Source organism: Streptacidiphilus rugosus AM-16, assembly GCF_000744655.1.
Lineage (GTDB): Bacteria > Actinomycetota > Actinomycetes > Streptomycetales > Streptomycetaceae > Streptacidiphilus > Streptacidiphilus rugosus.
Map to the genome: position 1 here is coordinate 5,814,680 of NZ_JQMJ01000004.1, position 26,932 is coordinate 5,841,611.

General features: G+C 72.9%; 22 protein-coding genes and 1 pseudogene. 8 read left to right on the plus strand and 15 right to left on the minus strand.

The window, feature by feature from the left end; all coding sequences use genetic code 11:
* Positions 1-327 precede the first annotated feature (327 nt).
* The 5 genes from BS83_RS35485 to BS83_RS35505 form a co-directional block, all read right to left on the minus strand.
* Positions 328-1,161 (minus strand): hypothetical protein, encoded by an 834-nt coding sequence (locus tag BS83_RS35485; RefSeq protein ID WP_198035377.1) that lies wholly within the window; start codon positions 1,159-1,161, stop codon positions 328-330.
* A 144-nt stretch (positions 1,162-1,305) separates the two neighbouring features.
* Complete coding sequence (locus tag BS83_RS35490) at positions 1,306-1,605, minus strand: DUF4193 domain-containing protein (protein ID WP_037607432.1); 300 nt, start codon at positions 1,603-1,605, stop codon at positions 1,306-1,308.
* Between the two features lie 407 nt (positions 1,606-2,012).
* Positions 2,013-2,987, minus strand: a complete 975-nt coding sequence (locus BS83_RS35495; RefSeq protein ID WP_037607433.1) for an acyl-ACP desaturase — start codon at positions 2,985-2,987, stop codon at positions 2,013-2,015.
* A gap of 241 nt (positions 2,988-3,228) precedes the next feature.
* Entirely contained in the window at positions 3,229-4,497 is a 1,269-nt protein-coding gene (locus BS83_RS35500; protein WP_063774290.1) for a sensor histidine kinase, read from the minus strand.
* A gap of 3 nt (positions 4,498-4,500) precedes the next feature.
* The gene (locus BS83_RS35505) at positions 4,501-5,154 is read right to left on the minus strand and encodes a response regulator transcription factor (RefSeq protein WP_037610632.1); all 654 of its coding nucleotides are present in this window, start codon (positions 5,152-5,154) and stop codon (positions 4,501-4,503) included.
* 308 nt (positions 5,155-5,462) lie between these two features.
* Here BS83_RS35505 and BS83_RS35510 point away from each other — a divergent pair, with 308 nt between their 5' ends.
* Positions 5,463-5,648: a hypothetical protein gene (locus BS83_RS35510; protein ID WP_037607434.1), complete on the plus strand. Its 186-nt coding sequence runs from the start codon at positions 5,463-5,465 to the stop codon at positions 5,646-5,648.
* 368 nt (positions 5,649-6,016) lie between these two features.
* Here the strand turns inward: BS83_RS35510 and BS83_RS35515 are convergent, their stop codons facing one another.
* Both BS83_RS35515 and BS83_RS35520 read right to left on the minus strand, forming a co-directional pair.
* The gene (locus tag BS83_RS35515; protein WP_037610634.1) at positions 6,017-6,823 is read right to left on the minus strand and encodes an inositol monophosphatase family protein; all 807 of its coding nucleotides are present in this window, start codon (positions 6,821-6,823) and stop codon (positions 6,017-6,019) included.
* 65 nt (positions 6,824-6,888) lie between these two features.
* The gene (locus tag BS83_RS35520) at positions 6,889-8,031 is read right to left on the minus strand and encodes a ferrochelatase (protein WP_037607435.1); all 1,143 of its coding nucleotides are present in this window, start codon (positions 8,029-8,031) and stop codon (positions 6,889-6,891) included.
* A 145-nt stretch (positions 8,032-8,176) separates the two neighbouring features.
* On the opposite strand from BS83_RS35520, the gene BS83_RS35525 reads away from it, so the two are divergent.
* Complete coding sequence (locus BS83_RS35525; protein ID WP_063774291.1) at positions 8,177-9,562, plus strand: MFS transporter; 1,386 nt, start codon at positions 8,177-8,179, stop codon at positions 9,560-9,562.
* A complete protein-coding gene (locus tag BS83_RS35530; RefSeq protein WP_084715212.1) occupies positions 9,495-10,829 on the plus strand; it encodes a D-arabinono-1,4-lactone oxidase in 1,335 nt (444 codons plus the stop codon). Before BS83_RS35525 ends, BS83_RS35530 begins: the two co-directional genes overlap by 68 nt.
* Before the next feature lie 22 nt (positions 10,830-10,851).
* Here BS83_RS35530 and BS83_RS48470 read toward each other — a convergent pair whose 3' ends face one another.
* A complete protein-coding gene (locus BS83_RS48470) occupies positions 10,852-11,727 on the minus strand; it encodes a hypothetical protein (RefSeq protein ID WP_157597459.1) in 876 nt (291 codons plus the stop codon).
* Between the two features lie 440 nt (positions 11,728-12,167).
* Between BS83_RS48470 and sepH the strand changes: the two genes are divergently transcribed.
* On the plus strand, positions 12,168-13,340 hold the full coding sequence (gene sepH / locus BS83_RS35540; protein ID WP_084714624.1) for a septation protein SepH: 1,173 nt from the start codon (positions 12,168-12,170) through the stop codon (positions 13,338-13,340).
* 135 nt (positions 13,341-13,475) lie between these two features.
* Here sepH and BS83_RS35545 read toward each other — a convergent pair whose 3' ends face one another.
* Positions 13,476-14,348, minus strand: a complete 873-nt coding sequence (locus BS83_RS35545; protein WP_037607438.1) for a sulfurtransferase — start codon at positions 14,346-14,348, stop codon at positions 13,476-13,478.
* A gap of 57 nt (positions 14,349-14,405) precedes the next feature.
* Between BS83_RS35545 and BS83_RS35550 the strand changes: the two genes are divergently transcribed.
* The 3 genes and pseudogenes from BS83_RS35550 to BS83_RS35560 all read left to right on the plus strand — a co-directional run.
* Positions 14,406-15,200 carry a VOC family protein gene (locus BS83_RS35550; RefSeq protein ID WP_037607439.1) on the plus strand — a complete coding sequence of 265 codons (795 nt, stop codon included), beginning with the start codon at positions 14,406-14,408 and terminating at the stop codon, positions 15,198-15,200.
* Between the two features lie 153 nt (positions 15,201-15,353).
* Complete coding sequence (locus BS83_RS35555) at positions 15,354-16,442, plus strand: LacI family DNA-binding transcriptional regulator (RefSeq protein ID WP_037607440.1); 1,089 nt, start codon at positions 15,354-15,356, stop codon at positions 16,440-16,442.
* Between the two features lie 163 nt (positions 16,443-16,605).
* A pseudogene (locus tag BS83_RS35560) lies at positions 16,606-17,262 on the plus strand (alkaline phosphatase family protein); the annotation flags it as partial.
* A gap of 161 nt (positions 17,263-17,423) precedes the next feature.
* Here BS83_RS35560 and BS83_RS48060 read toward each other — a convergent pair.
* From BS83_RS48060 to BS83_RS35585, 6 genes are all read right to left on the minus strand, one after another.
* Positions 17,424-18,305 carry a sugar phosphate isomerase/epimerase family protein gene (locus BS83_RS48060; RefSeq protein WP_157597460.1) on the minus strand — a complete coding sequence of 294 codons (882 nt, stop codon included), beginning with the start codon at positions 18,303-18,305 and terminating at the stop codon, positions 17,424-17,426.
* A gap of 28 nt (positions 18,306-18,333) precedes the next feature.
* Positions 18,334-19,359 (minus strand): hydroxyacid dehydrogenase, encoded by a 1,026-nt coding sequence (locus BS83_RS35565; RefSeq protein ID WP_157597461.1) that lies wholly within the window; start codon positions 19,357-19,359, stop codon positions 18,334-18,336.
* A gap of 30 nt (positions 19,360-19,389) precedes the next feature.
* Complete coding sequence (locus tag BS83_RS35570; protein WP_084714626.1) at positions 19,390-20,256, minus strand: carbohydrate ABC transporter permease; 867 nt, start codon at positions 20,254-20,256, stop codon at positions 19,390-19,392.
* A complete protein-coding gene (locus BS83_RS35575) occupies positions 20,253-21,209 on the minus strand; it encodes a carbohydrate ABC transporter permease (protein WP_037607441.1) in 957 nt (318 codons plus the stop codon). Before BS83_RS35575 ends, BS83_RS35570 begins: the two co-directional genes overlap by 4 nt.
* 10 nt (positions 21,210-21,219) lie before the next feature.
* Positions 21,220-22,545 carry an ABC transporter substrate-binding protein gene (locus BS83_RS35580; RefSeq protein WP_037607442.1) on the minus strand — a complete coding sequence of 442 codons (1,326 nt, stop codon included), beginning with the start codon at positions 22,543-22,545 and terminating at the stop codon, positions 21,220-21,222.
* Positions 22,546-22,756: 211 nt separating this feature from the next.
* Complete coding sequence (locus tag BS83_RS35585) at positions 22,757-23,899, minus strand: substrate-binding domain-containing protein (protein WP_051944628.1); 1,143 nt, start codon at positions 23,897-23,899, stop codon at positions 22,757-22,759.
* A gap of 138 nt (positions 23,900-24,037) precedes the next feature.
* On the opposite strand from BS83_RS35585, the gene BS83_RS35590 reads away from it, so the two are divergent.
* A complete protein-coding gene (locus BS83_RS35590; protein WP_037607443.1) occupies positions 24,038-26,920 on the plus strand; it encodes a glycoside hydrolase family 2 TIM barrel-domain containing protein in 2,883 nt (960 codons plus the stop codon).
* Positions 26,921-26,932: the final 12 nt, after the last annotated feature.

Sequence of the window (26,932 nt, forward strand, 5' to 3'; positions counted from 1 at the left end):
GCGGAGCCCTCGACGGCAGCGGCGCCGGACCGGCTCAGGCTCAATCCCGGCGCCGAAGCTCCGCGCCGGCCGGGCGCCCGAGGGGGCTCATCCGGCACCGGGCCCTGCCGGTCCTCCGACGGGGCGCGGGCAGCCGCGTCATGGTCACCGGCCTCGCAGGTCCGGGACACGCCTGCTCCGCGTCTGCCGGGTGCGGGTGCAGGCGGGTGCCGCAGCCGCCCCGGCGCGGGCCGGGAAGGGCCCGTGGGGGCGCTCGGCGTCCGGCTTCGTGCTCGGTGGCCGCCGCGACGGGTCCCGGTCGTCCTGGGGCAGCCTCGCGGCCTGCGGCTACCGCTCCGGCTCAGGTCCCGGTTTCGGCTTGGGCGTGCGCCCGTAGCGGCGCTTCGCGGGGGGCTCGGGCCGGGCGGGCGGCAGCGCGCGACGCCAGTAGTCCGGGTCGGTCGGGGGACGCTCGCGCAGGTCGCGGCGGATCTCCTGGGCCAGGCGCGCGGTGTCCTTGCGGTTGACGTAGGCGCCGGCCGCCGCGCCGATCATGAACGGCGTCAACGAGGGAAGTTTGCGGACACCCGCGCGGGTCAGTCTTTTGCGCAGCGACGTCCGCAGCGCCGCGCCCTTGCTCAGCGCGACGATCGTGGCGGGTTTGGTGACGTCCAGGCCGCGTCGGTGCGACCAGACGTTCAGGTAGGCGAGGGAACGCTGCTTGGCGTTGCCGTGCGCGGGCTGCCCGTAGGCCTCGTAGAGTTCCGCGATCATCTTGAACTCGACCGCCGCGACGGCCAGCAGTTCGGCCGCGATCTCGACCGGCATGCTCGGCGGGACGGGCATCATCGCCGCCGCGCCGGCTCCCGCGCCGACCGCGCTCGAGGCGCGCGCCCCGGCTGCGGCGATCCGGTCGGCCAGCTCTTCCGCGCTGGCGGCGTCCGGATGATGGGCGCGGAGCGTGGCCACGTCACGAACCTTGATTCGCGGTGCCGCGTCGACCAGACGGTCGGCGAGGCTGACGGCGCCACCTTTGGCGCCGCTGCCGAGGCCACGACCCAGCTTCCTTGCGAGCGAGGCCATGCGGCCCCGCTCGACGGGGACGGAGTCCGCGGTCGCGGACTCGTCCCAGACCTCCATCTCGGCGGCGATCCTGGCCAGGTCGGCCGTGGTCTCATCCACTGATGTCGCGTTCGATGCCGGGTCGGAACCCGGATCAGCTGCTGTCGCATCGCTGGATGAACGGCCGGCCGGGGGCCTGTCCCCGTCCGAGGATCTCTGCGGCTTGCGGAACGGTCCCATGAGTCCCCTTCCTACACCGCTCGATCAGGCGGCGCAGTCCCGGCAGATCGGCTGGCCGTTCTTCTCACTGGCCAGCTGGCTCCGGTGGTGCACCAGGAAACAGCTCATGCAGGTGAACTCGTCGGCCTGGCGCGGCAGAACCCGGACGGAAAGCTCCTCGTTGCTGAGGTCCGCCCCGGGCAGCTCCAGACCCTCGGCCGCCTCGAACTCGTCGACGTCGACCGAGCTGGTCGACTTCTCGTTCCTGCGCGCCTTGAGTTCCTCGATGCTGTCCTCGTTGAGGTCGTCATCTGTCTTGCGTGGGGTGTCGTAGTCAGTCGCCATATCACTCTCCCCCTGTGGGTGCTTGCGGGTATCTCCAGCGCACGTAACGCGCAGGGAGTCGGACTTGTGCCCGACCCGAGGGCGAGATTTTGCCTTACTTCAAGGCCCGTTACTCAATCGACACCCGACTTGCCCCCCGAAGAGGTGATCGGGAGCACGTTTCGCCGGGGTCACGACAGCCATCAGGCCTATGCTTCACTGACCACTTACCGTGATCATGGGCCTCGGAAACCCCGAGACGACGGGCCCGCCCTCCAGGCCCGACGCTCACCCTGCGTGATCGGCGCTTCCGCATCAAAATGGCCGAAACTGTGCGCACACTCACATGATCCCATCACCTTGTGATGCTCATCACAGTTCCAGGAAAGTCCGGACTTGTCGCCCCACCGGAAACGACCGGAGGAACCTCAGGCCCTGGCCGCGTTGGCCGCCCTGCGGGCCAGAATGGCCGCCTGGCGCTCGTCGAAGCGGGTCGCCTGGGCGTCCAGGCCGTCGAGGAACGCGCCGAGCTCCTGCTGGGCCTGCAGGCCCTCCGGACCCAGCCCGGTGACGTCCATGACCTTCAGGTGCCGCAGGACGGGCTGCAGCACGTCGTCGTGGTGGATCCGCAGGTTGTAGACGCCGCCGAGGGCGATCTGGACCGCCGCGCGCTCGAAGCCGGGCATGCCGTGGCCCGGCATCCGGAAGTTGATCACCACGTCGGCGATGGCGCGCATGGTCTGGTCGGGGGCGATCTCCAGCGCGGCCCTGACCAGGTTCCGGTAGAAGACCATGTGCAGGTTCTCGTCGGTGGCGATCCGCGCGAGCATCCGGTCGCAGACCGGGTCGCCGGAGTGGTGCCCGGTGTTCCGGTGCGAGATCCGGGTGGCCAGCTCCTGGAAGGCGACGTAGGCGATCGAGTGCAGCATCGAGTGGTTGTTGTCCGACTCGAAGCCCTCGGCCATGTGCGTCATGCGCGCCCGCTCCAGGGCCACCGGGTCCACCGCGCGCGCCGTCAGCAGGTAGTCGCGCATCACGATGGCGTGGCGGCCCTCCTCGGCCGTCCACTGGTGCACCCAGGTGCCCCACGCGCCGTCGCGGCCGAACATGGTCGCGATCTCGTGGTGGTAGCTGGGCAGGTTGTCCTCGGTGAGCAGGTTGACCACCAGCGAGACCCGGCCGACCTCGCTGACCGGGGACTGCTCCACGGCCCAGGCCTCGCCGCCCATCACGCCGTCGAAGTCGCGGCCCAGGCTCCACGGGACGTACTCGTGGGGCATCCACTCCTTGGCCACGCCCAGATGGCGGTTGAGCTCGCGCTCGACCACCTCCTCCAGGGCGTGCAGGAGCTGCGCATCGGTCCACTGGGTGCGGCCGGCAGGGCGGTCGGGGGCGATGGTCACGTGAATCCAACTCTCGGAACGACACTCACCTACGCTTCCGTAGGTTACGCCACCGTAGGTTGACGACGCGCCCGCTGGCAAGAGCCACGGGCGCACGTCACAGCCTCTTCGCGCGTTGTCAACCGAGTTACTTGCGGGTCACTTGAGCCGCGCCTTCGCCCAGGTCAGAGCCACCCCGGTCGAAGCCGGCACAGCGGCGCGGCGGCGACGGGGCAGCCGCGGGGCGGACCCCGCGCGGCGGTCAGCGCTCGGTGAGGGCACCGCCGCGCGGCCCCGCGGGCGACCCGAGGGACGCCTTGGCGCCCGGGATCCTGACCCGGATCAGCAGTCCGCCGTCGTTGCGCGGCACGGCCTCGATCGACCCGCCGTGGGCCCGCACGACCGAGCGGACGATCGAGAGCCCGAGCCCGACGCCCTTGTCGCTGTGGGTCCGCTCGCGGCCCTTGCCGCGCCGGAAGGGCTCGAAGATGTGCTCCACCTCGTAGCCGGGCACCACCGGCCCGCTGTTGCTCACCACGAGCTCCCCCGACCCGTCGGCGGCCTGGTGCACCTGCACGTCCACCCAGCCGTCCTCGGGCAGGTTGTACTTGACCCCGTTCTGGATCAGGTTGAGCGCGACCCGCTCCAGCAGGACGCCGTTCCCCGAGACCATCACCGCGCCGCCGGGAGCGGGCAGCGTGGTGCTCAGCCTGACGCTCCTGGCCACGGCCTCGCCGCGGGTCTGTTCCAGTGCCTGGCGGGCCACCTCGGTCAGGTCTATCGGCTTGCGCTCGGTCAGCTCGTTGTCGCTCCGCGCCAGCAGCAGCAGGCCCTCGACCAGCTGCTCGCTGCGCTCGTTGGTGGCCAGCAGGGTCTTCCCCAGCTGCTGCAGCTCGGGCGTCGCGGCCGGGTCGGAGAGCTGGACCTCCAGCAGCGTGCGGTTGATCGCCAACGGGGTGCGCAGCTCGTGCGAGGCGTTGGCGACGAACTTCCGTTGCGACTCGAAGGAGCGGTCCAGCCGGTCCAGCATGTCGTCGAAGGTGTCGGCGAGCTCCTTCAGCTCGTCGTCGGGGCCGTCCAGCTCGATCCTGCGGTGCAGGTCGGAGCCGGCCACCTGGCGCGCCGTGCGGGTGATCCGCCCGAGCGGGCTGAGCACCCGGCCCGCCATCGCGTAGCCGAAGAAGACGGCGAGGATCAGCAGCGCGGTCAGCGCCGCCAGCGACTTCAGCACCAGCAGGTGCAGCGCCTGGGCGGCGTGCGCGTGCTGGTACTGGGTGAGGTACTCGTTGAGCTGCTGACCGTTGAGCAGGCCGCCCTCGCTCGTCTGGACCTGGACGTTGGGGCCGAGGGTTATCTTCGGCATCTGCGTCGCGCTGCCGAAGGCCTGGTCGACGAAGAGGTACATGACCAGCACCATGACCAGCCCGGCGAGCAGGAACATCCCGCCGTAGAACATGGTCAGCCTGATCCGCAGCGTCGGTCGGAACGGGAGCAGCGACTCCCGCACGTCGACCCCGGTGTCGTCGGCCACGGCTCAGATCCGGTATCCGGAGCCCGGCACCGTGATGATCACAGGTGGCTCCCCCAGCTTGCGACGCAGCGTCATCACGGTGACCCGCACGACGTTGGTGAACGGGTCGGTGTGCTCGTCCCAGGCCTTCTCCAGCAGCTGCTCGGCCGAGACGACGGCGCCGCCGGCCCGCATCAGCACCTCCAGCACCGCGAACTCCTTGGGCGCGAGCGCGATCGGCTTGCCCTCGCGGAGCACCTCACGCCGCCCCGGGTCCAGGCTGATCCCGGCCCGCTCCAGCACCGGCGGCAGCGGGGTGGTGGCGCGCCGGCCCAGCGCGCGAACCCTGGCCACGAGTTCGCTGAAGGCGAACGGCTTGGGCAGGTAGTCGTCCGCGCCGAGTTCGAGGCCCTCGACGCGGTCGCTGATGTCCCCGGCCGCGGTCAGCATCAGCACGCGCGTCGGCAGCGCCTCCTCGACCAGCTTCCGGCAGACGTCGTCCCCGTGGACCAGGGGCAGGTCGCGGTCCAGCACGACGACGTCGTACTCGTTGACGGCGATCCGGTCCAGCGCGGCCTGACCGTCGTAGACCACGTCCACGGCCATGGCCTCACGGCGCAGACCGGTCGCGACAGCATCGGCGAGCAACTGCTCGTCCTCGACCACGAGAACTCGCACCACAGGTCCCTTCGGGCACGGCACGCCACTCCACGGGCATGCTCACAGGCATCCATCCTGCCTCGGGTGCCCGTAAAGCACTGGTAAGCGGTCCCGTCCCGATCGCGCCGGGCCCGCAGGAATTCCCGGCTCCGCCGAGGTTTCCACCGGATACGCCCTGGGCAGGACGCTCTGTACACCCGCGATGCACGTGCGCCCCGTGCGCTCTGGCGCCCTCGTGCGTCGCACCCGCCCGCCGTGCGGCCATCCGCGCCGGGCTCACTCGTGAACCCGGGGTCGCCCGACACTCAGCAAGGGGGTCATGCCTCATGGACGCCTTCACCGCCGGCATCCTTCAGCGCATAAGGAACGCCGAGCAGGACCTGCATCGGGCCCTGGAGTCGGGTGACGACTTCCTGGCCGAGGTCGAGCAGTCAGAGCTCGACGACCTGCGACGCCTCGCCGCGGAGCACGGCATCGAACTGATGCCTGTCGCTCCGCCGACAGCAGCCTGAACTCCCGCAACTCCTGCCACAACCGCCCCACCCCGGCAGCCGCCACCCCGGCCGAGCAGCCGCTCCGACCCAACGGCCACCCTCGACCCACAGCCACCCCCGACCCGCAGACTTCCGCCCCGGACAGTTCCCTTGTCCGGGGCGTTCCCCTGCGGTGGCCCCGTCAGCGGCGCGAGGCTCGGCCGACATGCGGCTCCGCCGCGTGGGCGCGGCAAGCCTCAGGCCGAAGGCTGGGAAACGAGCCACACATCGGCCGGGCCCCGCGCCCTTGGGGTGGCGCAACCGGTCCCCTGGTCGGGACGCCTCGCCTCAACGCGGCTTTGCCGCGCAGTTCCTCGCGGCCCTGAAGGACACCTGACGGGGCCGTCTCAGTCGTGCCAGGCGCCGAGGGCCTCCAGGGCCTGCTGGAGGGGCTCGAAGAGGCCGGTGGGGGCCGCGACGGTGAGCTCGGGGCCGGGCGGGGTGCCGGGGCGGCCGGAGACGAGAGCGCCGGCCTCCGCGGCGATCAGCGCGCCCGCGCTGTAGTCCCAGGGGTTGAGGCCGCGTTCGAAGTAGCCGTCCAGGCGTCCCGCGGCGACGTCGCAGAGGTCGACCGCGGCCGAGCCGCCGCGGCGGATGTCGCGGAGCCCGGGCAGCAGCGCGGCGACCACCTCGGCCTGGTGAGCCCGGCGGTCCCGCAGGTAGCCGAAGCCGGTCGCCACCAGCGCCTGCTCCATCGGCGGCGCCGGACGGACGGCGAGCGCGCGCCCGTTCAGGAACGCGCCGCGCCCGCGGACCGCCTGCACCCGCTCGCCGCGCGGCGCGATCTCCACGACCCCGACGACCGCCTCGCCGTCCAGCTCCGCCGCGATGCTGACGCACCACGCGGGCAGTCCGTAGAGGTAGTTCACCGTGCCGTCCAGCGGGTCCACGACCCAGCGGACGCCGGTGCTGCCCTCGCGGGACGCGCCCTCCTCGCCCAGCAGCCCGTCGTCCGGGCGGCGTTCGGACAGCACCTCGGTGATCAGCTTCTCCGCCGCGAGGTCCATCTCCGTCACGACGTCGACCGCGCTGCTCTTGGTCGCGGCGACGCCGAGATCCGCCGGACGCCCGTCGCGCAGCAGCGCGCCGGCCCGCGACGCCGCCTCGACCGCGACCTCGAGCAGTTCGGCGTACAGATCCTGATGCTCCGTCATGCGCTGTTTCCCTGCTCTCTGTTCGGCGTTCAGCGGTCGGCCTGGCTCGGTCCGTGCCGTCCCGGTCAGTCCGTCCAGTCCGCGCCGGCCGCCGCCGGGGCCGCGCCCCGCAGTGCGGGGCAGCAGCCGACCGGGCACAGGTCGTGCGAGGCGCCGAGGGCGCCCAGCGCGCACGGGGACACCGACTCGCCCCGCTCGCGCGCCGCCCGCTCCAGCACCAGCTCGCGCACCGCCGCGGCGAAGCGCGGGTCCGCGCCGACCGTCGCCGCACGGGCGACCGGCAGGCCGAGCTCCTCGGCCTTCTCCCGCGCCTGGGTGTCGAGGTCGAACCTGACCTCCATGTGATCGGAGACGAAGCCGATCGGCACCATCACCACGGCCGCCGCGCCCTCGGCCCGCTCGGCCTCCAGGTGGTCGCAGATGTCCGGCTCCAGCCACGGGATGTGCGGAGCGCCGCTGCGGCTCTGGTAGACCAGCTGCCACGGCCGCTCCGCGACCCCGGTCTCCGCCGCGACCGCCGCCGCGACCAGCCGGGCCACCTCCAGGTGCTGGGCCACGTACGCACCGCCCGGCCGCCCGCGGGCCGGGTCGGCGGGGGCGCCGGAGGAGTCGGAGAGCGCCGTCGGGATCGAGTGCGTGGTGAACGCGAGACGAGCGCCTGACCGAACGCTCTCCGGGAGCGAGTCGATCGCCGCCAGCGTGCTTTCGATCATCGGCTCGACGAAGCCGGGGTGGTTGTAGAAGTGGCGCAGCTTGTCCACCCGCAGCTCGGCCGCGCCGGGGGCCCTCTCCTCACGCAGCGCGGTCAGCGCCGCCGCCAGGTTCTCCCGGTACTGGCGGCAGCCCGAGTAGTTGGCGTAGGCGCTGGTGGTCAGGACCAGCACCCGGCGGTGGCCGTCCGCCGCGATCTCGCGCAGCGTGTCGACGAGGTACGGCGCCCAGTTCCTGTTGCCCCAGTAGACGGGCAGGTCCAGGCCGTGGGCGGCGAAGTCCTCGCGGAGCGCGGCCAGCAGTTCGCGGTTCTGCGCGTTGATCGGGCTGACCCCGCCGAAGAGGAAGTAGTGCTGACCCACCTCGGCCAGCCGCTCCTTCGGGATGCCGCGTCCCCGGGTGACGTTCTCCAGGAAGGGGACGACGTCGTCCGGTCCTTCCGGGCCGCCGAAGGAGAGCAGGAGCAGGGCGTCGTACGGAGCATGCGCGTCAGACATGCCCCCGATCCTGCCATCCCTGATCGTCCGGCACGGCCCGGGGAACACGTCGGCTCGCATCCTGAAAAATTCAACATTCCGTTGGGCGCACGACCTACGGCCCACGTAAGCTGTACAAACCACCCACATGCCTTACGGAGCACCTGTGTCCGCCGCGTTGTCCGCGCTCTCCGCCTACCGCCGGATCTTCACCGAGGCCCCGGGCAGCCTGGCCTTCTCCGCTGCCGGGTTCATCGCGCGGATGCCACTGTCGATGGTCGGCATAGGCCTGGTCACGATGCTGTCCACACTCCGCGGGGACTACGGCCTCGGCGGCGCGGTCTCCGCGACCTGCGCACTGGCGGCCGCCGTGCTCGGCCCGCAGGTCGCGCGGCTGGTCGACCGCTTCGGCCAGACCAGGGTGGCGCTCAGGGCGACCGGGGTCACCGTGGCCGCCATGGGCGCGCTGCTGCTCTGCGCCGCCTTCGGCGCGCCGGACTGGACGCTCTTCGTCTGCGCGATCGTGGTCGGCTGCATGCCGGCCATGGGCTCGCTGGTCCGCGCCCGCTGGGCGCACCTCTACAAGGGCTCTCCGCTGCTGCACACCGCGTACTCGTTCGAGTCGGTGGTCGACGAGATCGTCTTCATCGTCGGCCCGATCCTGGCGGTCGGGCTGTCGACCTCCTGGTTCCCCGAGGCCGGTCCGCTGCTGGCGACGGTCTTCCTCGCCGTCGGCGTGCTGCTGTTCTGCACCCAGACCCGCACCGAGCCCCCGGCGCACCCGGCGCACAAGGCCGGCGGCGGGTCCTCCGCGCTGCGCACCCGCGGTCTGATGGTCCTGGTGATCACCTTCGTCGGGGTCGGCGCGGTCTTCGGCAGCGTCGAGGTGACCACCGTGGCCTTCGCCGACCACCTCGGCCACAAGGCGCTGTCCTCGGTGGTGCTGGCGGTCTACGCCCTCGGCTCCTGCGTCATGGGCATCGTCTTCGGCGCCCTGAAACTGCGCGGACCGCTCTCGCGGCGCTTCCTGGTGGGGATCGTCACCCTGGCACTGAGTATGCTGCCGCTCCTATTCGTGAAGAACCTCGTGGCCCTGGCGCTGGCGTTGTTCGTCGCCGGGCTGTCCATCTCCCCCACCATGGTCACCACCATGGGGCTGGTGGAACGGATCGTGCCCGCGTCCAAGCTGACCGAGGGCATGACCTGGACCACCACCGGGCTCGCCGTCGGCGTGGCCTTCGGCTCCTCGGCCGCGGGCTGGGTGGTGGACGCCGCGGGCGCCTCCGCCGGCTTCCGGGTGACCGCGGCCGCGGCGACGCTCGCACTCGCCGCGGCGTTCCTCGGCTCACGCCGGCTCAGGTCGGCGCCGGAACAGCAGGAGCGTGTACGTGTCGACGCAGGACCAGCCGACCCCGCAGACGCCGCGGACGCCGCAGCGCTCAGCGGCTCCACAGCCCTCACCCGCTCCGCAGAGCTCACCGGCCCTGCACCCCTCACCGACGCCGGGGACGCCGCAGGGCCTGCCCGGCCGGTGGAGCAACTGGGCCGGTAACCAGAACGCGCGGCCGCGCCGCGAGGTCGCGCCCGCGTCCGTGGCGGAGCTCGCCGAGGCGATAGGCGCGGCAGCGGCCGACGGGCTGCCGGTCAAGGCGGTCGGCAGCGGCCACTCCTTCACCGCGATCGCCGCGACCGACGGTCTGCTGGTCCGGCCGGACCGGCTCACGGCCGTGCGCGCGATCGACCACGCGGCGGGCACGGTCACCGTCGAGTCGGGGCTCGGCCTGGAGAAGCTGAACCAGCTGCTGGAACACGCCGGTCTGGCGCTGACCAACATGGGCGACATCATGGTGCAGACCGTCGCGGGAGCGACGAGCACCGGCACCCACGGCACCGGCCGGGCCTCCGGCTCGCTGGCGGCGCAGATCAAGGGGCTGGAGATCGTCCTGGCCGACGGAACGGTCACCCGGTGCTCCCCCACCGAGAACGCCGAGCTCTTCCAGGGAGCCAGGCTCGGCCTCGGCGCGCTCGGCGTGGTCAGCGCGATCACCTTCGGCGTGGAGCCGGCGTTCCTGCTCACCGCGCACGAGAAGCCGATGGCCTTCGACGAGGTGGTCGGCCGCTTCGACGAGCTGGCGACCGAGAACGAGCACTTCGAGTTCTACTGGTTCCCGCACACCGAGGGCTGCAGCACCAAGCGGAACAACCGCAGCCAGGGCCCGGCCGCGCCGCTGCCGGGCTTCAGGAAGTGGTTCGACGACGACTTCGTGTCCAACACCGTGTGGGAGGGGGCCTGCCGGGTCGGCCGGGCGATGCCGAGGACGATCCCCGGCATCGCCAGGATCGCCAGCAAGGCCTGGTCCGAGCGCACCTACACGGACGTCTCGTACAAGGTCTTCACCAGCCCGCGCCGGGTCCGCTTCGTCGAGATGGAGTACGCCGTCCCGCGGGAGGCCGCCACGACGGTCCTGCGGGAGCTGAAGCGGCTGGTCGAGCGCTCCGACTGGAAGATCAGTTTCCCGGTCGAGGTGCGCGTCGCGCCGGCCGACGACCTGTGGCTGTCGACGGCGAGCGGCCGTGACACCGCCTACATCGCGGTCCACCTCTACCGGGGCACCGCCGACCAGGGCTACTTCACCGAGGTGGAGAAGATCATGACGGCCCATCAGGGCCGCCCGCACTGGGGCAAGCTGCACACCCGCGACGCCGCCTACCTCGCCGACGCCTATCCGCACTTCGCCGACTTCACCGCGCTCCGCGACAAGGTCGACCCGGAGCGCCGGTTCGCCAACGACTACCTGCGGCGCGTGCTCGGCGACTGACCCCCACCCCACGGCCCTGCCCTCAGGGCGACGCCGTCGCCCCGGGGGTGACCGCGTCGCCCGACGCGCCGGAGCCCGAACCCGAACCGGGCGAACCCGACGGGGTCGTGGACGGGGTCGGGTCGGTGCTCGAGCCCGCGTCGGGGCTGCTGCCGGGATCGGGGCTGCTGCTGCCGTGCGGCGTCGCGGACGCGCCGGCGCTCGGCGTCGTGCGATCGCGGTGCGCGTCGTCCGAGCCGCCGACCCGCTGGTCACCACCGCCCGTGCCGCCGCCGGAGGGGTCGATCGGGGCGGACTCGCCGGCCGGTTTCCCGCCGCCACCGCCGCCCCACTGCCCGGCGGGCTTGCCGACCACCAGTTCCATGACGCCGACGGTCCCCATGGCGAGGGCGAAGACGAGGGTCGCGGTGACGGCGTAGACCTTCCAACTCTTCGGCTTCCAGGTGTTCCGACCGCGATATACGGCCACCGCCTCGGCCGGTTCCGGCGGGCTGATTCGCGCCATCATCCGGGTGCGCTCGCCGCCGGGATCGAAGGGGTCGAAGACCGGGGTCCGCTCACGTCCGCCCTCGCGCGCTCCTTCGGCGTGTCGCCCGGCGTCCGGCCCGGACGCGACCGGCTCGCGCTCGGTCGGATGCACGGACCCGACCGGCGTCGCGCCGCTCGACATCTCCCTCAACTGCTCGCCCGTGCGCCGGAAAAGATGCTGGAAGACGGCGCCTCCCGTGGTCGCGCCGACGCTGACCACGGCCGCGCCGAGAATCGTCCCGTAGACGCCGAGCTGCGACGCCAGCACCGCGCCGACCACCGCCGCGAGGGCGCTCGCCGCCACCTGCGCCAGGCTCAGATCGAGGGTCCTTCGCTTGGGCGTTCGGCCCGTCTTATCCAAATCCTCCATCAATGCCCCTCGATATCCGCCTTTCTCCATCCTGCACCAGGTACGACCGTTCGATGGACGGTGTGGTTCCGGATGGCCGAAATGTGTGAAGATGATCACCGTCCGCCTTTCGGTGGACCGCCATCGGAGTGGCAACCCTTGAGAATCCAGTGATTCGGGGCACACTTGAGCCGCGAGCCGCGCCGTCCCGGCACCACGAATGGAGTACTGTTCGTGAGGCCTGACTGCGCGCGGTCGGCGACGCTCGTCCCGGGGTGGTCGCCGCGCAAGGCGCGACGCCAGGGAGAAGAATGAAGTGACGAAAAGTGACACTGAGTCAAAAGAAGTAACTGTGCCATAACGGTGTGTCGCGTATGGAAGCCGACACGCCGGGTAACTCTGCAATGTTGTGGCCCGCCGCCCATCGGCAGGCCACACTCGTTACGGGAGCAGCGACGCAGGTGACGTCGGCAGGCACCACCCGGGAGGTAACCGTGCCCGAACTGCGTGTCGTAGCCGTCAGCAATGACGGCTCACGACTGGTGCTCAAGGCTGCCGATTCGACGGAATACTTCCTTCCGATTGACGAGCGGCTGCGCGCAGCCGTGCGCGGTGACCGGCCCCGCCTGGGCCAGATCGACGTCGAGAGCCACCTCCGCCCGCGTGACATCCAGGCCCGCATCCGGGCAGGCGCCACCGCCGAGGAGGTCGCCCAGCAGGCCGGGATCTCGGTCGAGCGGGTGCGCCGCTTCGAGGGCCCGGTCCTCGCCGAGCGCGCGTTCATGGCCGAGCGCGCCCGCAAGACCTCCGTCCGCCGGGCCGGCGAGAGCACCGGACCGCAGCTGGGCGACGCGGTCGCCGAGCGGCTGCTGCTGCGCGGCGCCGAGAAGGACAGCACCGTCTGGGACTCCTGGCGCCGCGATGACAGCACCTGGGAGATCGTTCTCAGCTACCGCGCGGACGGCGCGACCCGGCAGGCCCGCTGGACGTACGACCCGCCCCGTCGGCTGGTCCAGCCGACGGACGACGAGGCGCGCGCCCTGATCGGCGAGGCTCCCGAACGGACCGAGGAGCCGACCTTCCCGTTCGTCCCGCGGATCGCCAGACTCCCCGGAGCCGACCGCGGCATGGGCATGCGCCCGCACGCCCCGGAGCGCAGTCCGATCGAGCGGATGCCGGTCGAGCGGATGCCGATCGAACGCATGCCGGTCGAGCGGATGCCCATCGAACGGATGCCCGTCGAACGCGGTATCGGCACGGAGCGCGGTATCGGCGAACGCGGCGCCCCCGAGCGCGGCGCCGAGCCCGCCGCCGCGCAGGTGGAGTCGCTGGAGTCCCTCGACTCGCTGGCCGACATCCTCGACGTGGTGCCAGCGACGCTGCCGTCCGCGCTGCCCGACGAGGCGTCGGCCGCCTCCGTGGTCGAGCCCGAGGCCCCCGCGGCCGCCGCGGCCGGTGCGGGCTCCGCGTACGCGGACATCCTGATGCCGCGCACCGCGTCCCCGCACCGCGACCGGCTGATCGGCTCCACCGACCGCCAGGCCGAGGCCGACGGCGTCCGCCCCGGCCGCCGGGCGGCCGTGCCGAGCTGGGACGAGATCGTCTTCGGTACCCGCAGGAAGAAACAGGAGTAGCGCACCGCGCGACCCTCGCACCGAACGGGCCGGGCTCCCCCAGGGAGACCCGGCCCGCTGCATGCCGCGACAGGGAGCCCACTCCGCCACCGGGCTGTCGGCCCGTCAGGTGTCGGCTCGTCAGGTGTCGGCTCGTCAGGTGTCGGAGCCGTCCGGCCGGGGGCCGATCGCCGCGGGGCGGGCCGGGTCGCCGGACCACTCGCTCCAGGAGCCCGGGTAGAGCGTCGCCTCCCGCCCGACCAGGTGGAGCGCCAGGATCGTGTGCGCCGCCGTCACGCCCGAGCCGCAGTACACGGCGACCTCCGCGTCCTGCCCGGCGCCGAGCCCGCGGAAGCGCTCCGCCAGCGCGCCGACCGGGAGGAAGCGGCCTTCCGCGTCCACGTTCTCCATGGTCGGCGCGGAGACCGCGCCGGGGATGTGCCCCGCGCGCGGGTCGACCGGCTCGGTCTCCCCGCGGTAGCGCTCGCCCGCGCGGGCGTCGAGCAGCAGACCCGGCCAGCCGGCCGCGCCGTCCGTGTCGACCGTCGCCAGCGCGCCCGGCCTCACGGTGAAGTCCCCCGCGCCCCCCGACTCCACCGACTCGTCCCCCGGCTCGCTCAGCGACAGCGGGTGCCCCGCCTCCGTCCAGGCCGCCAGCCCCCCGTCGAGCACCCGGACCTCGCGATGGCCGGCCCAGCGCAGCAGCCACCAGGCGCGGGCCGCCGACGTGGAGTTCGCCGCGTCGTAGACGACGACCTCGCGGTCGGCGGAGACCCCTGCCCGTCGCAGCGCCGCCTGCAGCACCGCCGGCTCGGGCAGCGGATGCCGGCCGGCCGCACCGGGCGGGGCGGCCAGCTCGGTGTCGAGATCCACGAAGTGCGCACCCGGCAGGTGGCCCTTCGCGAACTCCTCGGCGCCGGGCGGCCCGCCGAGGGCCCAGCGGATGTCCAGCAGTACGGGCGGTCGGCCGCCGCCGAGCAGCTCGGCGAGCTCGTCGGGGCCGATCAGGGTGGTCGTCGACTGATTCATGGGGACATTCTTGCGCCGAGCACCACGTACCGGGCCGCTTGGTGGCAGCATCGGAACGTGAGTGACAGCTTGCGGCAGCCACAGGGCACCCCCTGCTGGGTGAGCCTGATGACGCACGACCTCCCCGCGGCGTGCGAGTTCTACGGTGCGCTCTTCGGCTGGGCCTTCACGCCCGGCCCCGACCGGCTCGGCCCCTATGTTCGAGCCACTCTCGAGGGCCGCCTGGTCGCCGGGGTCGGCGGCACGGCCGGGGCGGAGGGCTTTCCCGTCGACTGGGTCACCTACTTCTCCGTGGACAGCGCCGACGAGGTCGCCCACCGGATCCGCGACTGCTCCGGCACCGTCGCGCTCGGGCCGCTCGACTCCGGCGAGGCAGGCCGGATGGCCCTGGCCGCCGACCCCTTCGGGGCGACGTTCGCCCTCTGGGAGCCCTACACCCACGCCGGCTGGCAGCTGCGGCGGGCGCCCGGCTCGGTGGTCTGGAGCGAGCTGTCGGTCCCTTCGGTGCTGGAGGCCGCCGACTTCTACGCGAAGACCTTCGGCATGGCCGCCGTCGCGGACGGCCGGGCCGAGGTGGCCCACGAAGGGGACGCGATACTGCTCAAGGTCGGCGGCCACCGGGTCGCGGGCATCCGCCAGTCCGAACCGCAGCAGCCCCAGCAGCCGCAACCGCCGCAACCGCGCTGGCGGGTCTACTTCGCCGTCGCGGACCTCGACCTCGCGGTCAAGACGACGGAGGCCCTGGGCGGACGTCTGGAGCAGGCCGCGGAGAGCACCAGGTACGGCGAGGTCGCCTTCCTGCGCGACCCGCAGGGCGGACCGTTCGCGCTGGTCAGGCTCGCGGAGGCGTGACCCGGGTCGGCCCGCTCCCTGATCGGGTGACCGGATGATTGTTTCGCGAAAGGGCCGAGGGCCGATTCGCTAGGCTTCGCTGTGCGCGCTCCGGTTCCGTCCCAGCCGGTCGCGGCCGCACACCCACCGTCGCCGAGCTCTGAGGGGGGAACCGTGCGCCTTTCCGTCGACGAACGGCACGAACAGATCCTGCGCCTGGTCCGCGAGCGCGGCTCGCTGCGGGTCACCGACCTGGCCGACGCCATCGGCGTCTCGGCGGTGACCGCCCGCAGGGACGTGGAGATGCTGGCCGAGCTCGGTCGGCTGCAGCGCGCCCACGGCTTCGTGACCTGGCCGGAGCCCGGCGCCCCGGTCCGCGCCGCCACCACCTGGCCCGCCGACACCGTGCTCGGACTGCTGGTGCCGGCCGCCTCGTACTACTACGCCGAGGTCATCCGGGGCGCGAAGACCGCAGCGGCGGCGGCCGGGGTCCGGCTGATCCTGGGGATCTCCGACTACCGGCCCGAGCAGGACAGCGCGCAGATCGCCTCGATGCTCAGCGCCGGGGTCGGCGGCCTGCTGCTCACGCCCACCTGGCCGGACGGCGGCCCCGGCGCCGCCGAGGAGGAGGCGCTGCTCGGCCTCGGCGTCCCGACGGTGCTGCTGGAGCGCCGCGCCGCGCCCGGCTCGGGCCTGGCCGAGCTGGACCGGGTCTGCACCGACCACGTGCACGGGGCCTCGGTGGCGGTGCGTCACCTCGCCGCGCTCGGCCGCCGCCGGATCGCGCTACTGGCCCGTCCCGGCACGCCGACCGCCGAGTTCATCGCCACCGGGTACCGGGTCGGGATGGCCTCGGTCGGCCTGCTCCCCCCGGCGCCGCCGGGGCCGGCCGACTTCGCCGACGCGCTCGCCGCCCTGCCCACCGCCGTCGCCGACGGCCGGGTCGACGCGGCGCTGGTGCACACCGACACCGACGCGCTGGTGCTGCTGCAGCAGCTCCAGGCGCACGGGCTCCGAGTGCCGCAGGACATCGCGCTGGTCGCCTACGACGACGAGACGGCCGCTCTCGCGGACGTGCCGCTCAGCGCGGTCGCACCGCCCAAGCACGCGCTCGGCGGGACGGCGGTCGAGCTGCTGCTGCAACGGATGGCGGAGGCCTCGGCCGCTCCGGCCGGCGCACAGGAGGCGGGAGCGATGGCCCCGCGCCGCCACCTCGACCTGCTCCCCGCGCTGCAGGTCCGCGCATCGACGACGCTCGACTGAGGCCGACCGCCACCGTGAGCGTTTGCCGCCACTTGTTCGGACAACTTTCTTCGTGCGTTTACGGGGAAGCGCTTACCGAGGCCGCCGCGCACCGTTAGGGTGACCACAGCCCAGCCGTCACCCCGGCACGGGCCCCACCCCTCACCCGCCCGGAGCGCCCGCCATGCCAGACTCGCACCAGCCGACCCGCCGCGTCCTCGTCGTCGGCATCGACGGCGTCCGCCTCGATCTGCTCCCCGAGCTGGCCACCCCGCACCTGGACCGCGTCGCGGCCGAGGGCTTCCTCTCCCCGGTCAGGATCGACCCCGGTACCCCGACCATGTCGGGACCCTGCTGGGCCACCGTCGTCACCGGCGTGCACGTCACCAAGCACGCCGTCTGGAACAACGACTTCAGCGGCAACCGCCTGGCGGTCTACCCCGACTTCCTGACCCGGCTGCACCACGGCTTCGGCCGCCGCACCTACGTCGCCGCCGGCTGGGAGCCGCTGGTGCTGGCCCGCAGCGGCGGCCCGCTCTTCAACGGGCCCTCCCGGCTCAGCTTCGCCGCCCCGGCCGAGGAGAGCTGCGAGGAGTGGGAGGCCTGCGACGAGCAGGTGGTCCGCGACGCCGTGCGGGTGCTCGGCGAGGAGGACCCCGAGGCGAGCTTCGTCTACCTGGGCGCGGTGGACGAGACCGCCCACCTGCGCGGCTGCGGGGACGACTACCGCGCCTCGATCCTGCGCGCGGACGAACGGCTCGGCCGGCTGCTCGACGCGGTCCGTTCCCGCCCCACCCACGCCGAGGAGGCCTGGACGGTGATCGTGGTGACCGACCACGGGCACGTGGACGAGGGCGGCCACGGCGGCGACAGCGACCTGGAGCGCACCGCCTGGATCGCCTGCTGCGGACCGGACTTCGCGCCCGGCGAGCCGCTCGGTCCGCTGCGTCACGTCGACGTCGCGCCGCAGGTCTTCGCCGCGCTCGGCCTGCGCGCCGACCGTCACTGGACGCTGGACGGACTGCCGTTCGCCGAGTCCGCCGTCGCGGCGGCGGTCAGCCAGGCCAGCCCGGCCGACAGCATCGGCGCCAACGGCGCGGCAGCCGGGTACCAGCGCGCCTCGTACTCCCACACCACCCAGCCGGTGTAGCCGCCGGATCCGGCCGCGGCCAGCGCCGCGGCCGGGTCGAGCCCGCCCGCGCCGAGCATGACCGGCGTCGGATCGCCCTTCGCCCGCACGTCCTTGACCTGCAGATAGCCGAGGTGCGGACGCAGCCGCGCGAAGGCGTCCGCCGGTTCGTCGCCCGCCAGCCGGGTGTGCAGCACGTCCCAGAGGGCGCCCGCCTGCCCCGACGCCTCTCCCCCCGCGCCCTCGCCCACGGCCTCCAGCAGGCGGGCGGTGTCCGCGGCGGCGCGGTGCGAGTCGTGGGTCTCCAGCAGCACCCGCACGCCGCAGGTGCGCGCCAGGCTCGCGACCGCCCGCAGCCGCCGGGCGGCGCGCGCGTCCGCCCGTGCCCGGGCGGGGGCGTCCCGCTCGACCGCCCCGGCGCCGGGAAAGACCCGCAGGTGCCAGGCACCGATGTCGGCGGCCAGCCAGATCTCGCGGCGCAGCTGCGCGAGCACCGGTCCGTCCGGGCCCGGTTCGGCGATGCGGACGTAGCCCGCCAGCCCGATCGGCGTGATCCCGGCGCGCCCGAGCGAGCGGGCGACGAGCGAACGCTCGGCGCGATCGAGCCCCGGGTGCACCGGCTCCTCCGGCGCACAGCGCAGCTCGACCCCGCCGTAGCCGGCCCGCCCCAGCAGCTCGAGCGTGGCGCCGAGCGGGAGGCCCGGCAGTCCGAGCGTGGACACCCCGAAACGTTCACCGTTCGGCGTCGGACTCATAAGTCTCCTCGGATCGGCGACGGCCGGCTCACGCCGTACGGTCGAGTTCCTCCCGCAGCACCGGGTGGGCGAAGGGCAGGCCGCGGGCGAAGCGGGCCAGTTCGGCCAGGGCCGAGTCCGCCATCCGGTGCAGCTCGCCGCCGACCGACCCGGCGATGTGCGGGGTCAGTACCACGTTCGGCAGTTCGTAGAGCGGGGAGTCGACGGGCAGCACCTCCGGGTCGGTCACGTCGATCACCGCGTTCAGTCGTCCCGTGGCCAGCTCCGCGATCAGCGCCTCGGTGTCGACCAGCGACCCGCGGGCGGTGTTGATCAGGGTGGCGCCGTCCCGCATCAGGGCCAGGCGTGCGCGGTCGATCAGACGGCGGGTCTCCGGCAGCGCCGGGGCGTGGATGCTGACCACGTCCGAGGCCGCGCACAGCTCGTCGGGGCCGACCCGGCGCACGCCCAGGGTCCGCGCCTCCTCCTCGCCCAGATAGGGGTCGCTGACCAGCAGTTCCAGATCGTAGGGCCGCAGCAGTTCGATCACCCGGCGACCGATCCGCGAGGCCCCGACCAGACCGACCGTCCGGCGGTAGTTGCCGACCGCGTGGTAGCGGTGGTGCCAGTCGTCGCCCAGGCGCAACCGCCGGAAGTCGTCCCTGGCGCGCAGCACCCCCTTGTTGGCCATCAGGACGGAGGCGACGGTGTACTCGGCCACCGGCAGCGCGTTCGCCCAGGCCGCCGAGGAGACGACCACCCCACGCTGCCAGCAGGCGTCGGAGACCAGCTGTTTGACGGACCCTGCGGCGTGCACCACGGCCCGCAGCCGTGGCGCGGCGGCCAGGGTCTCGGCGTCCACCCTGGGGCAGCCCCAGAAGGTGAAGAGCACCTCGGTCCCGGCCAGGACGGCCTTGGCCCCTCCGTTGGAGAAGTCGTCCAGCACCGGTTGGTCCGGCGCCAGTTCGGCCACCTCGTGCAGCTGGCGGAGCTGGTCGGGCCCCAGGATGCGCGGCAGCAGCCCCGGGTCCATGGCCAGCGCCGCACGCGGCCGGTGGAGACGGGAGACGGTCATGCGATCAAGCTCCTTGCTCGCCGGCAGCGGCTACTTCACGCTGCCCGCGGTGAGCCCGGAGCGCCAGAAGCGCTGCAGGCAGACGAAGAGGACGACGACGGGCAGCACCGCGATCACCGAACCCGAGATCACCAGGGACACCATCGAGGGAGCGTCCGCGGCCACCCCCTGGTCCCAGTTGTAGAGGCCGAGGCTGACCGGGTAGAGGTTCTGGTCGGAGAGCATCACCAGGGCGAGGAAGAAGCCGTTCCAGATCGCCGAGAACTGGAAGAGCATGATCGTGGTGAAGCCGGACCTCATCATCGGCAGACCGATCCGGCCGAAGATGCGCAGCTCGCCCGCCCCGTCGACGCGCGCGGCCTCGACCACCTCGTCGGGGACGTAGCCCTGGGCGAAGACCCTGGCCAGGTAGACGCCGAAGGGGTTGACCACGGACGGGATCAGCACCGCCCAGACGGTGTTGACCAGGTGTGCCTTGCTGGCGAGCAGGTACAGCGGCAGCACGGTGGCGGCGCTGGGCACCAGCACGCCGAGCAGCACCAGTCCGAACAGCTGCTCCTTGCCGCGAAAGGCGTACTTCTCGAAGGCGTACCCGGCCGCGCAGCTGACCAGCGCGGAGAAGGCCGAGCCCAGGCCCGCGTAGAGCACGGAGTTGAGCAGCCAGCGGAAGTAGATCCCGCCCTCCTCGTGCATCAGCCCGCCGAGGTTGCCCCAGAGGTCCATGTAGGCGAAGTCGAGCGTGTGGCCGCTCATGATGCCGGTGGCGTTCTTGGTCGCCGCGAACAGCATCCACACCAGCGGGAAGAAGGCGTACAGGGCGGCCAGCGCCAGCGCGGCGTTCACCGCCGCCGCGGACATCCAGCGCGGGCGGCGCTTGGGTGGCACGGCGATGCTCATGTCCGCCTCCAGGGGTTCGAGAGCCGGGTCACGGCGAAGGAGAGCAGGCCGCAGACGACCGCCAGCAGAATCGAACCGGCGGCGGCGTAGCCGTAGTTGGAGTCCTTGAAGGCCTGCGCCCAGTTGTAGAGGTTGGGCGTCCACTGGGTGGTGATCACCGCAGGCGCGGACTGCTGCAGCAGCAGCGGCTCCTGGAATAGCTGGAGCACCCCGATCGCCGTGAAGAGCCCGACCAGGCCGACGCTGCTGCGGATGCTCGGCAGCTTGATGCTCCAGGAGGTGCGCAGCTCCGAGGCGCCGTCGATGAGCGCCGCCTCCAGCACCTCGCGCGGGATGGCCTGCAGCGCGGCGTGGAAGACCACCACGTTGTAGCCGAGCACCTCCCACAGCGCCACGTTGACCAGGGACGGCACCGCCACGAACGGCGAGCCGAGGTCGAAGGAGATCCCGCCGCTCTGCAGGGCGGAGACCACCGGGCTGACCCCGGGCGTGTAGAGGTAGAGCCAGACGATCGCGGCGATGATCCCCGGCACCACGTGCGGCAGAAAGAGGGTCAGCTGGAAGAAGCGCTTGGCCCGCGCGAGCGCCGAGTCGAGCAGCAGGGCGGCGGCGAGCGACCCCGCGATCATCAGCGGCACGTACAGCAGCGCGAAGACGGCCACGTGCACGAATCCGTCCCGGTAGGCCGGGTCCTTCAGCACGTCCAGGTAGTTGCCGAGCCCGCTGAAGACCGTGGTCGGCGGGCCGCCGAAGCCGAGTCCCGAATGGTGCTCCTTGAACAGGCTGAGCCAGAGCGCGTAGCCGATCGGCGCGAGCGTGGCAGCCGTGAACAGCACGAAGAACGGAGCGAGCAGGGCCGCGGCCGCGCCGCCGGTCCGGACGCTCCGGCGGCGGGCCGCGGGCGCCCGATCGGGCGCCCGCGGCGTGGCGGCCGGTTTGGTGAGGACAGCCACGGCTGCGACCTCAGCCCTGCGTCAGGTTCAGGCCGGCGGCCTTGATCTGGGACACCGTCTGCGACTGCGCGCTCTGCAGCGCGGCGTCGATGGTGCCGCCCTTGCCGAGCCTGCCCCACGGGTCGGCGAAGTCCGCCCAGGTGCTGACCATCAGCGGGCCCCAGGTCCAGCCGTTCCTCACGGTGGCGGCGGCCTGCTTGTTGGTCGCGTAGATGTCCTGGCCGCCGTAGAAGCCGTTGTCGAAGGCCTTCTGGGCGACGTCGGCCATGGCCGGGTCGGCGGGCAGGGCGCTCGACGCGCCGCCCGCCACCCGGATCGCCACGGCGTCGGCGTTCGTGGACATCCAGGAGGCGAACTCGACCGCGGCGGCGACGTGGGTGCTGTTCTTGCTGACCGCGTAGCTGGAGCCGCCCATGGTGCCGGCGGCGGGGGTACCGTCCCAGGTCGGGACCGGCGCGACGCCCCACTTGCCGGACGAGCCCGGGGCCATCGGCTTGAGGTAGGCGCCCTCGTAGGGGCCGCTGATCATGCCGATGACCTTGTCGTCGCCGATGTCGGCGGTGAGCGCAGGGCTGGTGGACAGGTAGGTGCTGACCTGGCCGGCGTCGATGAGGCCCTGCCAGTAGGCGGAGACCTTCCTGGTGGCGGCGTCGGTGAAGTTCACCTTCCAGCTGTCGCCGGCGGTGCCGAACCACTGGGCGCCCGCCTGCCAGGACAGCGCGGCGAACAGGGAGGCGTCGTCGGTCGGGAAGTTGACCAGGTGCGCCTTGGGGTCGGCCTTCTGCAGGGCGGCGGCGTCGGCCTTGAACTGGTCCCAGGTGGTGGGGACGGTCAGGTGGTACTTCTGGAACAGGTCCTTGCGGTAGTAGAAGACCGTCGGCTCGATGTCGAAGGGGACCGCCCAGGTCTTGCCGCCGAGGGTGGTGAGCTGCATCGCGTTGCCCAGGGCGGAGCTGGTGGCGCCGCCGACCGCCGAGCTGATGTCCTGCACGGCGCCCTGGCTGACGAAGTCGGGGAGCTCGGCGTACTCGACGTTGAAGAGGTCGGGTCCGTTGCCCGCCTTGATGGCGGCGAAGTCCTTGGCGTAGCCGGAGGGGCCGCTGGTGGTCTTGGAGAGGGTGACGTGGACGTCCTTGTGGGTCCGGTTGAACTCGTCGACGACCTTGTCCGCGTTCTTGGTCCAGGTCCAGAAGGAGATCTCGACGGGCTTGCCGGGCGCGGCGTCGGCGGTGCCGCTGCTCTTCGCGCTGCTGCCACAGGCGGTGAGGGCGACCAGGGAGAGCGAGGCGCAGGTCGCGACGGCGAGTGCGCGGCGGCGGGACGAACGGTGCGTCATGGCTGAGCTCCTGTCGGAGGGCTGCCCGCGGGGTGGGCGGGGGCCGCTGGCGGGGTCAGGAAACGTGATCGAGGTTCGTGATCGCCTCGGGGTCGTCGTGAGCGATCCGAGCGGGAGGCGATGAAGCGTCATCCTTGGGCCCGGATCGCTCGCCGTCAAGAGCGAATCATCGAAAAACTTTCATTTGATCACTCGATCGCAATCCATGGAGTCAGCTGAGCACATGCTCACGCAGCGGGGTCGGCACACCGGCAGGCTCCGGGGTGTCGCCGCAGGATACGCGGACCCGCAACGAGGGCAGCAGGTCGAGGTGCCGCCTCGCCCCGCCCTCACCGCACGCCCCGCCGAAAGCCCCGCCGCCGGGCGCACCCAACCGCGTGAGCAGCAACGACACCGCCGTCTCGCCCAGCTGACGCTTCGGCGGCGCCACCGCCGTCAACGGCACGTCGGCGAGCGCGGCCACCTCGTCGTCGTAGGCCACCAGCGCCAGATCGTCGGGCACCCGCAGGCCGTGCCGGTGCAGCGCCTGGAGCAGCCGCAGCGCGTCCTCGTCGGTGTGCACCAGCGCCGCGTCCAGCCCCGCCCGCCGCACCTCGGCGACCACCTGCCCGTCGGACGTCGCGTCGCGGGCATGCGGACCCGGCAGGTCCAGGACCAGCGGCTCCAGGCCGAGCGCGGCCATGGCCGCCGCGTAGCCCCCGGCCAGGTGGCGCGCGGTCGGGGTCTCCGACCTGGCCAGCAGGCCGATCCTGCGCCGGCCGAGGCGGGCGAGGTGACGCACCGCCAGCCCGGCGCCCTCGTTGTGCGCGGTGCAGACCCGGTCCAGTCCGGCCAGCGCGGTGCCCGGCCCCGCCCGGCGCTCCAGCAGCACCGCGGGCAGCCCGAGCTGCAGGATGCGCCGCTCGTCGGCCGCGTCCGGGAGGCCCTCGGGCCAGCTCGGCGTGAGCAGCAGGCCCGCGGCCCCGCTCTCGGCCAGCGCGGCGAGCTGCACCCGGTCGGCCTCCGGCGAGTAGTGCGAGATGCCGAGCACCAGCCGCACTCCGGCCCGTGCCGCGGCCGCCCTGGCCCCGCGGATCACCTCGGCGTAGTAGTAGTCGGCGACCGGCAGCAGCATGCCGACGACCGGAGGATCCGCGCCGGGCCCCGCCTCCGGCGCGGCCGCGTCGTCGCGCGGCCGGCTCACCCGCCCGTGGACCCGGTCCAGCAGGCCGGCCGCGGCGAGCGCCTCCACGTCGCGGCGCGCCGTCGCGGCGGAGACGCCCAGCTCGGCCGCGAGGTCGCCGACTCTGAGACTGGGCCGCTCGCGGAGCAGGCCGAGGATCTGCCGGTGCCGGAGCTCGGCGGTGGCGCGCATGTGCTTCCCCTTGCAGCCGTGACGAGTTTGAGCGATTCTTTCGCTTCGCGATCATACGATCAATCGCTCTTGACGCAAGGGGCACACCTTCCTAGATTCGAGAGGTCCGCGCCCGCCGCCCGCAACCCGAGGAGCGCCGTGCCCCAGCCCTACGTCGTCGACTTCACCCCCGGCTCCGGCTCGATCCCGCCCCGCAGCACCGCCGACTCCGACGCCCCCGCACTCTCCCTCAACGGCACCTGGGAGTTCCGCCTCGACCACGGCCCCTGGACCACCCTCCCCGTCCCCGCCCACTGGCAGTTGCACGGCCACGGCGCCCCCGCCTACACGAACGTCAGCTACCCCTTCCCGATCGACCCGCCGCACGTCCCCGACGAGAACCCCACCGGCGACTACCGCCGCAGCTTCGATCTGCCCGCCGACTGGCCGACCGCCCGCGAGGGCGCCCGCGCGCTGCTCCGCTTCGACGGGGTCGACTCCTGCTTCGCCGTCTCGGTCAACGGCACCCCGCTCGGCCACGCCAAGGGCAGCCGACTGGTCCACGAGTTCGAGGTCGGCGGGCTGCTGCGCCCGACGGGCAACACCGTCGAGGTGCGGGTGCACCAGTGGTCCAGCGGAAGCTACCTGGAGGACCAGGACATGTGGTGGCTCTCCGGCATCTTCCGCGACGTCACCCTGCTGGCCCGGCCGGAGGCGGCCCTCGACGACTTCTTCGTGCACGCGGGCTACGACCACGCCACCGGCGCAGGCCGGCTGGTCGTCGAGACGGCGGGACCCGGCGTCAGGCTCAGCGTCCCCGAGCTCGGCCTGCACGACGTCGACCCGGTCGGCCCGCACCTGATCGACCACGTCGAACCCTGGTCCGCCGAGGTCCCACGCCGCTACGAGGCGGAGCTGCGCGGCGAACGTGAGACGGTCCGGCTGCGGATCGGCTTCCGCAGCGTCGCCGTCGGCGACGGCCTGCTGACCGTGAACGGCGGGCCGGTCACGCTGCGCGGCGTCAACCGCCACGAATGGCACCCGGAGCACGGCCGCGCCCTGGACCGGGAGACCATGCTCGCCGACGTGCTCCTGATGAAGCGCCACCACGTCAACGCGGTCCGCACCAGCCACTACCCGCCGCACCCCGCCTTCCTCGACCTGTGCGACGAGTACGGGCTCTACGTCGTCGACGAGTGCGACCTGGAGACCCACGGCTTCGAGCAGATCGGTTGGCGCGGCAACCCGAGCGACGACCCGCGCTGGCACGACGCCCTGCTGGACCGGATCGCGCGCACCGTCGAACGGGACAAGAACCATCCCTCGGTGCTGCTCTGGTCGCTCGGCAACGAGTCCGGCACCGGCCGCAACCTGGAGGCGATGGCGCACTGGTGCCGCACCCGCGACCCCGAGCGCCCGATCCACTACGAGGGCGACCGGGACAGCGGCTACGTCGACGTGTACTCGCGGATGTACGCCACGCACGAGGAGGTCGACGCGATCGGCCGGCGCGCCGAGGAGCCGACCGGCGACCGGTCCCTCGACCCGCACCGGCGCGCGCTGCCCTTCGTGCTCTGCGAGTACGCCCACGCGATGGGCAATGGGCCCGGCGGACTCGGCGAGTACCAGCAGCTGATCGATCGCCATCCCCGGGTCCAGGGCGGCTTCGTCTGGGAGTGGATCGATCACGGCATCGCCCGCACCGACGACCGGGGCCGCCGCTGGTACGCGTACGGCGGAGACTTCGGCGAGGAGCTGCACGACGGCAACTTCGTCGCCGACGGCCTGCTCTTCCCCGACCGCACCCCCTCCCCCGGCCTGGTCGAGTACGCGAAGGTGATCGCCCCGGTCCGGCTGGAACCCGAGGGCGAGGGCAAGGCCCTGCGCGTCCGCAACGACTACGACGTCCGCTCCCTCGCGCACCTCGCCCTCGACTGGACCCTGGAGCGCGACGGAACCGCCGTCGCCCGCGGCGCCCTCGACCTGCCGCCCCTGGAGCCCGGCGCGGACGTGTCGCTCCCGCTCGACCCCATCCCACGCCCGTCCCCCGGCTCGCCCGGCTCCGAACTGTGGCTCACCGTCAGCGCCCGGCTGGCGAAGGACGAACCGTGGGCCGACGCCGGCCACGAGGTCGCCTGGACCCAGCTCAGGCTCGACGCCGGCGCATCCACCGCATCCACCGCATCCACCGCATCCACCACCGATCCCGCGCCGCGAACCCCCGACCCCGACGGTCTGCTGCGCGCCGTGGCCGACGCCCGCCTGGACGTCTGGCGCGCGCCGACCGACAACGACCGGGGCGGCCAGGAACACGCGCTCGCCCGCGTCTGGGAGCTGGCGGGCCTGCACCGGATGCGGCACCGCACCGTCGACGAGGTCACCGCGGACGGCGTCCGGACCGTCCGCAGCCGGGTCGCCCCGGCCGCCTCCGACCTCGGGCTGCTGGCCACCTACCGCTGGCACGCCGAGGGCGGGGGCCTCCGCCTCGACCTGACGGTCGAGCCGGACGGAGGCCCGGCCCGCTGGGGCGACCTCACCCTGCCCCGCCTCGGCCTGCATCTCGCACTCCCGGACACGCTGGTCGACGTCACCTGGTTCGGCCTCGGTCCGGGCGAGTCGTACCGGGACAGCCGGGCCGCCGCGCGGGTGGGCCGTTGGGCGATGCCGGTCGCCGCGCTGCAGACCCCCTATCTGCGCCCGCAGGAGAACGGCAACCGGTCCGACGTCCGCTGGGCGGAGTTCACCGACCGGCACGGCGCGGGCCTGCGCGTCGAGACCTGTCCGCGAGCCGGGGCTGCGACCGGGGCCGCGACCGGGGCCGCGACCTTCGACTTCGCCGCCCGTCCGTGGACCAACGCGGCCATGGCCGCCGCCCGGCACCCGCACGAACTGGAGCCGGACGGCCTGCTCCACCTCTTCCTGGACCTGGCCCACGACGGCCTCGGCACCGCCTCCTGCGGACCGGGCGCCCTCCCCGAACACCGACTGCACCCGGGGAGGGCGAAGCTGAGTCTGCGCTTCCTGCCGGTCCGGGCGCGGTGACCCCGGCCCCGC